General features: G+C 59.3%; 12 protein-coding genes. 8 read left to right on the top strand and 4 right to left on the bottom strand.

Translation table 11 applies throughout. The annotated features are described in order from the left end of the window. Positions 1–60: 60 nt before the first annotated feature. Positions 61–906, bottom strand: coding sequence for an AAA family ATPase (locus AC2TDJ_RS14090; protein ID WP_480843080.1), 846 nt, complete (start codon positions 904–906; stop codon positions 61–63). Positions 907–1,288: 382 nt separating this feature from the next. On the opposite strand from AC2TDJ_RS14090, the gene dksA reads away from it, so the two are divergent. Both dksA and AC2TDJ_RS14080 read left to right on the top strand, forming a co-directional pair. Beyond that, positions 1,289–1,711, top strand: coding sequence for an RNA polymerase-binding protein DksA (gene dksA / locus AC2TDJ_RS14085; protein WP_480843658.1), 423 nt, complete (start codon positions 1,289–1,291; stop codon positions 1,709–1,711). 71 nt (positions 1,712–1,782) lie between these two features. Beyond that, positions 1,783–2,934, top strand: a complete 1,152-nt coding sequence (locus tag AC2TDJ_RS14080) for an FAD-dependent oxidoreductase (RefSeq protein ID WP_480843079.1) — start codon at positions 1,783–1,785, stop codon at positions 2,932–2,934. Positions 2,935–2,938: 4 nt separating this feature from the next. Here the strand turns inward: AC2TDJ_RS14080 and xth are convergent, their stop codons facing one another. Together xth and AC2TDJ_RS14070 are read right to left on the bottom strand one after the other, a co-directional pair. After that, positions 2,939–3,718 carry an exodeoxyribonuclease III gene (gene xth, locus AC2TDJ_RS14075; protein ID WP_480843078.1) on the bottom strand — a complete coding sequence of 260 codons (780 nt, stop codon included), beginning with the start codon at positions 3,716–3,718 and terminating at the stop codon, positions 2,939–2,941. A gap of 282 nt (positions 3,719–4,000) precedes the next feature. Continuing rightward, positions 4,001–4,324 (bottom strand): HesB/IscA family protein, encoded by a 324-nt coding sequence (locus AC2TDJ_RS14070; RefSeq protein WP_170348987.1) that lies wholly within the window; start codon positions 4,322–4,324, stop codon positions 4,001–4,003. Positions 4,325–4,400: 76 nt separating this feature from the next. On the opposite strand from AC2TDJ_RS14070, the gene AC2TDJ_RS14065 reads away from it, so the two are divergent. Beyond that, a complete protein-coding gene (locus tag AC2TDJ_RS14065; protein WP_480843077.1) occupies positions 4,401–5,543 on the top strand; it encodes a deoxyguanosinetriphosphate triphosphohydrolase in 1,143 nt (380 codons plus the stop codon). Here the strand turns inward: AC2TDJ_RS14065 and AC2TDJ_RS14060 are convergent, their stop codons facing one another. Next, positions 5,544–6,095: a putative pterin-binding protein gene (locus AC2TDJ_RS14060; RefSeq protein WP_480843076.1), complete on the bottom strand. Its 552-nt coding sequence runs from the start codon at positions 6,093–6,095 to the stop codon at positions 5,544–5,546. A gap of 133 nt (positions 6,096–6,228) precedes the next feature. Between AC2TDJ_RS14060 and argS the strand changes: the two genes are divergently transcribed. Genes argS through scpB form a run of 5 tightly spaced genes read left to right on the top strand, consistent with a single transcriptional unit; the run spans position 6,229 to position 11,566 of the window. Further along, a complete protein-coding gene (argS, locus tag AC2TDJ_RS14055) occupies positions 6,229–7,974 on the top strand; it encodes an arginine--tRNA ligase (RefSeq protein WP_480843075.1) in 1,746 nt (581 codons plus the stop codon). Between the two features lie 39 nt (positions 7,975–8,013). Next, positions 8,014–9,129 carry an SPOR domain-containing protein gene (locus AC2TDJ_RS14050; RefSeq protein ID WP_480843074.1) on the top strand — a complete coding sequence of 372 codons (1,116 nt, stop codon included), beginning with the start codon at positions 8,014–8,016 and terminating at the stop codon, positions 9,127–9,129. After that, a complete protein-coding gene (gene nagZ, locus AC2TDJ_RS14045) occupies positions 9,126–10,133 on the top strand; it encodes a beta-N-acetylhexosaminidase (protein ID WP_480843073.1) in 1,008 nt (335 codons plus the stop codon). The genes AC2TDJ_RS14050 and nagZ overlap by 4 nt, the downstream gene beginning before the upstream one ends. Then, positions 10,123–10,917, top strand: a complete 795-nt coding sequence (locus AC2TDJ_RS14040; RefSeq protein WP_480843072.1) for a segregation and condensation protein A — start codon at positions 10,123–10,125, stop codon at positions 10,915–10,917. Before nagZ ends, AC2TDJ_RS14040 begins: the two co-directional genes overlap by 11 nt. Beyond that, positions 10,910–11,566: an SMC-Scp complex subunit ScpB gene (gene scpB, locus AC2TDJ_RS14035; protein ID WP_480843071.1), complete on the top strand. Its 657-nt coding sequence runs from the start codon at positions 10,910–10,912 to the stop codon at positions 11,564–11,566. The genes AC2TDJ_RS14040 and scpB overlap by 8 nt, the downstream gene beginning before the upstream one ends. Positions 11,567–11,600 lie beyond the last annotated feature (34 nt).

The raw sequence follows: 11,600 nt of genomic DNA, 5'->3' as shown, positions 1-11,600 counted from the left end.
TCGGTTATGCTGCCATCCGGCCCGGCCGGACGCAAGCGATCATCGATGTACAGGCAGGTTTCAGCGCTTGCTGCGTGCCATAAAAGCAAGCCGTTCGAACAGGTGTACGTCCTGTTCGTTCTTCAGCAGCGCCCCGTGCAGTTTCGGCAGAGCATTGACGCCGTCACGCTTGAGGTCCTCTGCGGTCAGGTCTTCGGCCAGCAGGAGTTTCAGCCAATCCAGCACCTCAGACGTGGACGGTTTCTTTTTCAACCCCTGCGTCTCGCGGATTTCATAGAACTGGGTCAGGGCCGTGGTCAGCAACGCATCCTTGATGCCGGGGTGATGCACTTCGACGATGCGGCGCATCGTGGTCTCATCCGGGAAGCGAATATAGTGGAAGAAACAGCGGCGCAGGAACGCGTCGGGCAGTTCTTTTTCATTGTTCGACGTGATGATCACTATAGGGCGGTGTTTGGCCCGGATCGTTTCACCGGTTTCGTAAACGTGGAACTCCATCTTATCGAGTTCCTGCAGCAGGTCGTTGGGAAACTCGATATCGGCCTTGTCGATCTCATCGATCAAGAGCACGACCTTTTCATCGGCCTCAAATGCCTGCCACAGCTTGCCCTTGCGGATATAGTTCGAGACGTCATGCACACGTTCTTCGCCCAGTTGGCTGTCACGCAACCGGCTGACGGCATCGTATTCGTACAGTCCCTGCTGTGCGCGGGTCGTGGATTTCACGTTCCACTCGATCATCGTCAGCCCCAACGCGCCTGCAACCTGCTTGGCCAGTTCGGTCTTGCCGGTTCCGGGCTCGCCCTTGACCAGCAGCGGACGTTCCAGCGTGACGGCGGCGTTCACGGCAATATTCAGATCATCAGTCGCGACATATTCTGCCGTGCCTTGAAAACGTGCGGTCATAGGGGCCTCATGTAGTTTCGTACCCTGAACGGGCGCGGGTGCGCCTCTGAGTTACAGAGCAGTTCCGGGATTTACAAGTCAGGTCGCCGCGTCGCGGCGGGTTGAAAAGCTCAGCATCTACAGGCCTTTCTGATTGATTCGCATACATTGCTTGATAGTGCATTCGGCGAGTGCCCCAAAAATGCCCGGCTGTTTCCACAGATTTTCAAGGTTTTGCTGTTAAAAGTCTCATATTTAGACTGAGCGAGCTGACGACGCGTCGGGGCAAAGTTTGCATAGTGACATTCCCCGCGCCGTCAGATAAACGCTCCGCAGAAAGGGGTGCCAGATGTCAGGTAAAACAATCGCGACCGACGTTATTGGCAATACCGAGGGAGCAAAGATGAAGCAGGAAGTTTTCCTGCCGGACGATTATCGCCCGGCTGAGGATGAACCTTTCATGAATGATCGACAGCTTGAGTATTTCCGCCGCAAGCTGCTGAATTGGAAAAACGAACTTTTGGCAGGCAGCCGCGATACCATCGAAGGGCTGCAGGACAACACCCGGAACATCCCAGACGTCGCCGACCGCGCCAGCGAGGAAACCGACCGTGCGCTGGAACTGCGCACCCGGGATCGTCAACGCAAACTGGTGGCCAAGATCGACTCGGCCCTGCGCCGGATCGAAGAGGGCGAGTACGGGTATTGCGAGAAGACGGGCGATCCGATCTCGCTAAAGCGGCTGGACGCACGCCCGATTGCGACCATGACGCTTGAGGCGCAAGAGCGCCACGAACGGCGCGAAAAAGTTCACCGCGACGATTGATCGCTGAACAAATCTGGAATTCACCAACGCCGGGGCCTGTTGCTCCGGCGTTTTTGCGTTAAGCCAGTGCCATGAAAATAGACGGTCTGGATTTCTGTGTCATCGGCGGTGGGATTGGTGGCTTGGCTGCGGCATTGGCCTTGCGGCAAAACGGGGCTCGGGTCACCGTGCTGGAACAGACGCCCGAGTTGACGGAAATGGGCGCGGGTTTGCAGATCAGCGCCAACGGTATGCGTGTGTTGCGTGCACTGGGCGTTGTCTCGGATACGCCTGAGGCTGGCCAGAAATCGCATGGGACGGAATTGCGTGACTACCGCAAGGGGCGGGTTATCAGTCACATTCCGCCGCCAAGGGCAGGTCCGACATATTACTACCACCGGGCCGATTTGCTGGGGCTATTGCACGACGCTGCGCAACGGACCGGGGTGGATATACGGTTGAATGCACAGGTTTTGGAGGTTCGCAAACACCCGGCCGAAGCCGAGATTGTTCTGCAAAGTGGTGAACGCCTGCGCGCAGATTGCGCCATCGCGGCGGATGGGGGTCGCAGCGCGATCCGCCCGTCGCTGAACGGGGTTGAAGCCCCAGAGTTCACACATCAGATCGCCTGGCGCGCCACGGTCCCGTGGGTCCCGAAAGCGGATACGCCGCGCGCTTCCTTGACCATGGGGCCGGGACGGCACGTGGTCACATACCCGCTGCGTGATCAAAGCCTAATGAATATCGTGGCGATCGAGGAACGCTCGGACTGGCAAGAAGAAGGCTGGCGACGTGAAGGAGACCCGGACGACCTGCGCGCGCGTTTTGCCGATTTCGGAGGTTCGGTGCGCGAGCTTCTATCCAAGGTCGACCAGGCGCATCTTTGGGCACTGTTCTTGCGTCCGGTCGCGCCGCACTGGCAGAATGGCCGGCTGGCACTTTTGGGCGACGCGGCACACCCGACGCTCCCCTTCATGGCGCAAGGCGCATGCCTGGCGTTGGAAGATGCGTGGGTCCTTCAAAAATCGTTTGCGGAACAGACCGGCATCAGGCAGGCCCTCGCAGTCTACGAAGCTGCCCGACGCCCCCGAGCGACGCAAGTGGTAGCAGCGGCCGCGTCAAATGCGCGAAATTTCCACCTGCGCGGACCCGTGCGGCTGGCCGCGCAGGCCGCGCTGGCAGTAATCGGGCCGAGACTGGCGCAGAAATACGAGTGGATCTACGCCTACGATCCGACGGTTTGAAAGGTTACAGGTCCAGATCGACCCAGACCGGCACGTGGTCCGAAGGCTTTTCGTGTCCACGAACCTCGGCATCGATCCGGCAGTCCCGCATTAAATCGGCAGCTTGCGGTGTCAGTAGAAAATGGTCGATGCGAATACCGTCGTTGCGGTTCCACGCGCCGGCCTGATAATCCCAGAACGAATAATGCTCGGGGCCTTGAGTGATCGCGCGGAAGGCTTCCGTAAAACCTAGGTTCAGGATCTTGCGAAATGCTGCACGGCTTTCCGGCCGAAACAGGGCATCTTCGCGCCAGGCGTCTGGTCGTGCGGCGTCCTCGGCTTGCGGGATTATATTGTAGTCACCTGCCATTAGCGCCGGTTCTTCAGTTGCCAGAAGATCGCGCGCCCGGCTGTAAAGCCGTTCCATCCACGCCAGTTTGTAGTCGTATTTTGGCCCAGGCGTCGGGTTTCCATTGGGCAGGTACAATCCGCAGATGCGCAACGCCTGCTTGCCGACGACAGTGGCTTCGATCCACCGCGCCTGTTCGTCTTCGTCATCGCCGGGCAATCCGCGTGTGACATCCTCGAGCTGTAACTTGGAGAGGATCGCAACGCCGTTGAAACTCTTCTGACCGTGGGTTTCGACGTTATAGCCGCGTTCTTCGAACATCTCGCGCGGGAAGTTTTCGTCTATGGACTTGATCTCCTGCAACAAAACGACGTCCGGCTGCGCGTCATCCAACCATCGCGGCAAGGCCTCGGCCCGCGCTTTAATGCCGTTGATGTTGAACGTGGCGATTTTCATGCGCGATCCTCCGAAGCTCCGAGGTTACCTATCGCGCAGAACCGGCCCAGCGGCAAGCCAGAGGACGGGTTTGCGAGGCTCTGCCTCGCGCTCCGGGATATTTTTGGCCAGATGAAGTAACGGATCCTTAACTGGATCGGGGCAAAAGAGTTTTGCGGTACAGGCGGGGACGCCGATGACCGCGCCAGGTGAAGCTCTCCGACGGAAGGGTCGGAGAGCGGATCCCTGCTTCATCTGGCTGAAAATATCCTGGGGGTGTGGGGGCAAAGCCCCCACCGGCTTTTACATCGAGAATGAAGTGCCACAGCCGCAGGAAGAGGTGGCGTTGGGGTTCTCGATCACAAACCTGGCGCCGATCAGTTCCTGAGTGAAATCGATCACCGCGTTTTCCAGAAAGGGCAGCGAAATCGAATCGACGATGACCTTCTGGCCTTTGCCTTCCAGCACAAGGTCGTCGTCTTTGGGTTCGTCCAGCGCAATTTCGTATTGAAATCCGGAACATCCGCCGCCTTCCACTGCTACGCGCAGGGCTTGACCCTGATCCGCTGCGCCAATTTCGGCGAGTCGGTCAAAGGCGCGTTCTGTGACTGTGGGGGGCAGATTCATGCCGGACTCCAAAGGTTTATTTCCTGAACATCATACAATATAGAAAGTGTAACGAAAGGCGACAAGGACAAGACCTTTGGACAGAGCGGGTTTTGCCTCGGATCCGGGCCGCGCAAGAGGACGGCTTGTGCCGGAGGAGGAAAGCAGTTTCCGGTCATGCTTTCAGCGCGACCGGGACCGGATCATTCATGCCAGTGCTTTTCGACGGCTCAAGCACAAAACACAGGTATTTGTCGAACATGAGGGCGACAGTTATCGTACCCGGTTGACCCATTCCATCGAAGTCGCTCAGGTGGCGCGAACGATTGCGGGGGCTTTGGGGCTGAACGGTGAACTGACCGAAGCGGTGGCCTTGGCGCATGACCTTGGGCACACCCCGTTCGGCCACACGGGTGAGGATGCGCTGCACGCGCTGATGGAGCCCTATGGGGGCTTTGACCACAATGCCCAAGCCATTCGGATCGTTACGAAACTCGAGAGGCACTACGCGGATTTTGATGGGTGCAACCTGACCTGGGAATGCCTGGAAGGTATCGCCAAACACAACGGGCCCGTATTGGGCGAACTTCCTTGGGCCCTTGCCGAATGCAATGGCGGGTTTGATCTGGAGCTGCACACGCATGCCAGCGCCGAGGCTCAGGTTGCCGCATTGTCCGATGACATAGCCTATAACAACCACGATTTGCTGGATGGGCTGCGCGCAGGATTATTTACCGACGAGGAAATTCAGCGATTACCAATCGTCGGCGAATGCTACGCCGAGGTGGACCGGAAGTATCCCGGACTGGACCCTTACCGCCGCAGGCATGAGGCGTTACGGCGGGTTTTTGGTGTCATGGTGTCTGATGTCATCGATACCTCTTGGGGATTGATTTCCCGGTCAGGAGCGCAGACGGTCGAAGATGTTCGGCATCTGAGCTATCCTGTGATCCGATTTTCAGACGATCTTTGGGCTCAACTCAAGGAAATCCGGACCTTTTTGTTTGCGCGCATGTATCGCGCACCCAGTGTCATGCAGGTGCGGGACAAAGTCGGCAAGGTTGTCCTAGACCTGTTCCCAATCTACCTGAATGATCCCAAACAAATGCCCCAGAGGTGGCATGGTGATATTGAAGCGGCGGGGTCCGAAACTGCGCTGGCACGGATTGTCTCGGACTACATTGCTGGCATGACGGATCGGTTCGCACTGCAGGACCATGCGAGGCTTACCGGCCGCTGATCATTCGACGCCTATATAGGCGATAGCCCAGACCTGCTGCCCGGCCTGCTCCTGGGCCAGATCGGTGTCATCGGTGCGCGGAAATACGATCATTGTGGGGCCATAACCTCCAATCCCCATCGGTACTCCATCCGCATGCGTCGCGACGATGGGTTGATGGGTTGCGATACTGTCCCAAGGGATTTCGGATTGATATCCGTCCATCGCCATCGGTTTCGCGGTCTTACCCTCGGCTCCGGCCAACGCCATCACATCTGACAGGCGCGGGCCGGAAAAGGCGATGTCACGTTGGTTGCCTTCAGGGCCATAGGTGATGGTGATCTCCACCTGCTTCAATCCATCCAGCATCTCCGCGTCAAAGCCCGCAGCTCCGTCGTGTTGAACTTCGAGATATCCTAGCAAACCGCCATCCTTTTCTCCTTGCGCGGGCAGGTTGGTCTCTGAGATTGCTCCACCCAGTGTCAACAAGACGTGACCTCGGGGCGCGGGCATTTCGGCCCATGCCGGCAAAGAGGTGGACAACAGCAGCGTAAGGGGCAGGGCTAGGCGCATGGATCGGTCTCCGTTTCCTGAAATTACGCTGACACTAGCGGGCTTTGCCGGTAAACCAAGCCTAAACTGATCGCTTCCATTGACCTTGCTGTGCTGCGTGATAAACCGCCGGGCAAGCAAAAGGACATCCAAAATGAACCTGTTTTCCGAGATCCGCGGCCTTGTTCTGGACGCGCTGGCACAGATGCAGTCCGATGGCTCTCTGCCGGAGGGGCTGAGCTTTGACAATGTGGCGGTCGAACCGCCGCGCGACGCCGCGCATGGCGACATGGCGACCAACGCGGCGATGGTGCTCGCGAAACCGGCCAAGATGAAGCCGCGCGACATTGCTGATGTGCTGGCTGGAAAACTGGCGGCCGATGACAGGATCACCAGCGCCGAGGTGGCCGGACCGGGGTTTCTGAACCTGCGGCTGGCGCCGTCGGTCTGGCAGGGCGTTCTGTTGGCCGTGCTGGAAAAGGGCACCGACTATGGTCGCTCGACAATGGGGCATGGCCAGAAGGTAAACGTGGAATATGTGTCCGCGAACCCCACCGGCCCGCTGCATGTGGGTCACACGCGGGGTGCGGTGTTCGGGGACGCTCTGGCAAGCTTGCTGGCCTATTCGGGCCACGACGTAACGCGTGAATATTACATCAACGACGGCGGCGCGCAGGTGGATGTGCTGGCGCGGTCGGCATACGAACGGTATCGCGAGGCCAATGGGCTGAGCCCTGAGATCGCCGAGGGCCTGTATCCCGGCGATTATCTGATCCCGATCGGTGAAGCGCTGAAGGAAAAATACGGCGACAGCCTGATCGACAAGCCTGAAAGCGAATGGCTGGAGGAGCTGCGCGAGTTCTCGACCGACGCAATGATGGACCTGATCCGGGCCGACCTGAAGGCATTGGGCGTTGAGATGGATGTGTTCTTCTCGGAAAAATCGCTCTATGGCACTGGCCGGATCGAAGCTGCGCTGCAGTCGCTGACCGACAAGGGTCTGATCTATGAAGGTGTGCTGGAGCCGCCGAAGGGCAAAAAGCCCGAGGATTGGGAGCCCCGCGAGCAGACCCTGTTCAGGTCTACCGAGCACGGCGATGATGTTGACCGCCCGGTGAAGAAATCCGACGGCAGCTGGACCTATTTTGCTCCCGATATCGCATATCACTATGACAAGGTGACCCGTGGCTTTGACGCTCTGATCGACGTGTTTGGTGCGGACCACGGCGGCTATGTCAAACGAATGAAGGCGGCGGTGTCGGCTCTGTCCGATGGCACGGTGCCACTGGATATCAAGCTGACGCAGTTGGTGAAACTTTGGAAGAATGGCGAGCCGTTCAAGATGTCCAAGCGGGCAGGGAACTTTGTCACCCTGCGCGATGTTGTCGATCAGGTCGGTCCTGATGTGACCCGTTTCGTCATGCTGACCCGCAAAAACGACGCGCCACTGGACTTCGATTTCGACAAGGTGCTGGAACAAAGCCGCGAGAACCCCGTGTTCTATGTGCAGTACGCCCATGCCCGCGTCATGAGCGTGCTGCGCCGCGCTGCCGAGGCCGGGATTGCCGCCGATGACGCGACCCTGTCCGGAGCCGATCTGAGCAAGAACGATCACATCTCTGAACTGACCGTCGCCAAGAAGCTGGCTGAATGGCCTCGTCTGGTCGAGATTGCCGCGCGTACGAATGAGCCGCACCGGGTTGCCTTCTATCTCTATGAACTTGCTGGGGATTTCCACGCGCTGTGGAACAAGGGCAACGACGAAACCCAGTTGCGCTTCATCCAGGATGGCGATGCAGCCACAAGTCAGTCAAAAATCGCTCTGGCCCGGGCCGTTTCTGTTGTGATTTCAGCGGGCTTGGGTATTCTTGGCGTTACTCCGGCGCAGGAGATGCGGTAACCAATACCGCCCGAACCGTCGGACTGAGGCAGACAAGAAATGACCCGCGTGCCCTATTTTCAGGCGCAATCGGGCGGTGAGGCGGAAATGGCGAGTTACGATTACTCGGGGCACCAAGGCCCCGAGCACATGCATTACACGAATCAAGCTCATCCTCAGGATGAGTATGAGTATCCCGACGAGATGCAGGGTTATGACGGGGTTCCGCCAGTGGGGGCCGGGTTGGGGCGTGTGGTCAACATGCTCGGGGCCGCCGCGTCCTTGGCGCTGGTCGCCGGTATAGGAGTCTGGGGATACAAACTGGTCATGCGCGATGTCAGCGGCGTTCCGGTTGTTCGCGCCGTCGAAGGTCCGATGCGCATTCAGCCTGAAAACCCGGGCGGAACGCCGGCGGACCATCAGGGACTTGCGGTCAACGCAGTGGCAGCTGTCGGGTCTGCGGCAGCTCCGGCGGATCGTCTGATTCTTGCGCCTCGCCCGGTATCGCTGACGGACGAGGATGTCCCGATGGCCGCGGTTCAACCGACACCGGCCGTTCACCTGATCGAAGAAGAAGCCGCCGATCAACAAACCGCCCGGCAACGGCAAAGTGCCGTTGACACTCTGGTCGCGGAATTGGCGGGTGAGGGTGCCGACAGCGATCAACCGCAAGAGTCGGGCGTTCAATTGGCCTCGCTGGCCGCACCGGAGGAAGAGCCTGCTATCGATCCGGCCGATCTGGCGGCTCAGTTGCCCGATCCGGCTTTGGCAGCACTACCGGGCGTGCGCCGTTCGCTGCGGCCTCAGACCCGTCCGGCCCGCGCGACACCCAGCGGACTGACCGCCAACAGCGGGACCGAAGCTGCGATCAACGCAGCCGTCAAAGCCGCCGTGGGATTGGACGTAGATCCCAATACACTGGCCAAGGGCACGCGCCTTGCGCAGTTGGGGGCCTATGAAAGCGCGGACGTTGCGCAAGCCGAATGGGTTCGCATAAGCGGACGCTTCGGTGAATATATGGATGGAAAACAGCGAGTTATTCAGAAAACTTCGAGCGGAGGACGCACGTTTTACAGGCTGCGCGTGCTCGGGTTCGAGGACGTAAGCGACTCACGCCAGTTCTGTGCCGCGCTGGTAGCGCAAGGTGCGGATTGCATTCCGGTCGCCGCCCGGTGAGTTTCGGAGCAGTCATTACCGACGCCGAAGGGTTTCGGTTGACGCCGGAAGAAAAATCCCTGTTCAGACAGATGAACCCATTCGGGTTCATTTTATTTGCCAGAAACATCAACACTGCCGATCAGGTTCGCGCGCTTTGCGACGACTTCCGCGAAGCGGTCGGTCGCAATTGCCCGATCACCATCGATCAGGAAGGCGGTCGCGTGCAGCGGTTGCGGGCGCCCTTGGCCCGCGAATGGTTACCGCCGCTGGATCACGCGGTTCGCGCCAAAGACGAAGCCGAACGTGCGATGTATCTGCGATACCGGCTGATTGCCGACGAACTGTTTACGCTGGGGATCGACAGCAACTGCGCCCCCATGGTCGATCTGGCGCGCGAGTCCACACATGTTTTTCTGAAGAACCGCTGCTACGGCTCTGATCCTGCTAGGATTTCCGGGATCGGACGAGCTGTGGCGAACGGGCATTTGGATGGCGGCGTTCTACCGGTTGTGAAACATATGCCGGGGCATGGGTTGTCGACCTTGGACAGTCACCACGACCTGCCACATGTGGATTTGCCGCCGGAAGAGTTGGAACATAGTGACTTTGCCCCGTTTCGCGCTCTGAACGATCTGCCAATGGGGATGACAGCGCACCTGGTCTATGACCGGATCGATGCGCGGCCGGCGACGATTTCGGCAAAGATGATTGGGTTGATCCGCGAGAATATTGGATTCGATGGCCTTATCATGACCGATGATATCTCGATGAAAGCACTCAGCGGTCCGCCCTCGGAGATCGCGCAGCAGGCCTTGAACGCCGGGTGCGATGTCGTTTTACATTGCAACGGGTCATTCGAGGCCCGTGCGCAGGTCCTCGATGCTGCGGGGCAGATGTCGGAAGCAGCGCAAATCCGCGCGGATCGTGCGCTGGCACAGCGCCGCCCACCGCAGGAACTTGACATCCCTGCCGCCGAGGCGGAACTATCTCGCCTAATGGGCGGGCAGGTTTATGAACGATAATCTTTTCAGCGAAGACCCGGTGTCGATCGCGGATCGGCTGGCTGCTGAGGCGTTGATCGTCGACGTCGACGGGTTTGAAGGCCCGTTGGATGTTTTGCTGATGCTGTCCCGTACGCAGAAGGTTGATCTGCGAAAGATCTCGGTGCTGGCGCTGGCTCAACAATATCTGGCCTTTGTCGAGAAAGCCCGAGCGCTGCGGATCGAACTGGCGGCGGACTATCTGGTCATGGCCGCATGGCTGGCCTTTCTGAAGTCCCGTCTGTTGCTGCCGCCTGACCCGGATGACGAAGGACCTTCGGGTGAGGAGCTCGCCGCGCATCTGGCGTTCCAGCTTGAACGCCTGCAGGCCATGCGCGATGCCGCCGCACGTCTTATGGCGCGGGATCAGCTAGGTCGGGATTTTTTCAAACGCGGGCAGGGCGAGGATGTGACCCGCATCCGTACAGTGACCTATTCCGCCACGCTGTTGGATCTGATGCAGGGATATGCCCGTATCCGGACACGCGATGAATTCCGCCCCTTCGTCATGGACCGCGACGCCGTGTTCACGATGGAGCAGGCACTTGAGCGGATGCGCCCTCTGATCGGGTTTGCTGGTACCTGGACCGATATGGAGACCTATCTGCCCGACGGATGGGATGCTGATCCGGTGCGGCGGCGCTCGGCCACGGCGGCGACCTTTGCGGCCTCGCTGGAGCTGGTGAAAGAAGGACATATGGAAATGAAGCAGAGCGAGACCTTTGCCCCGATCCATTTGCGCAAGAGGACCGACAACCGTGACTGACGCCCCTCAAGACGAAGGCACCGGCACCCTGTTCGAAGCGCCGCCCTTGGCGGAACAGGAACGCATGGTCGAAGCCGTTCTGTTCGCCAGCGCCGAGCCGGTAACGATTGCCGACCTGGAGGCGCGGATGCCCCACGGTAGCGACGCGGCGCAAGCGGTTGAAATGCTTCAGAAACGCTATGACGGGCGTGGTGTGCGCATCGTCAGGGTCGGTGAGGCCTGGGCCATCCGGACCGCCCCCGATCTGGGGTTCCTGATGCAAAAGGAAACCGTTGAAACACGGAAATTGAGCCGGGCTGCGATCGAAACGCTGGCCATCGTGGCATATCATCAGCCCTGTACACGGGCCGAGATTGAAGAGATTCGTGGCGTGTCCGTGTCGCGCGGGACAATCGATCAGTTGCTCGAGATGGAATGGATCAAACTGGGACGGCGCCGCATGACTCCCGGTCGTCCTGTTACCTTTGTTGTGACGCCGCAGTTTCTGGACCATTTCGGTCTGGAGAACGCACGCGATCTGCCCGGTCTCAAGGAATTGAGAGCCGCCGGGCTGCTGGAAAACCGACCGCCACCGGGTGCGGTGCCATTGGGCGTCGAACGGGAGGAGGAGCATGAAGAGGATCAGTCTGAACTGTTCGAGGAAGAGTGATCGGCACGCCCTTTTGTTGCCGCACAAAACGCCT

The organism is Ruegeria sp. HKCCD6647-2 (assembly GCF_057221075.1).
Note: the sequence above shows the minus strand (reverse complement) of the source record. Positions and strands in the feature narration are given on the sequence as shown.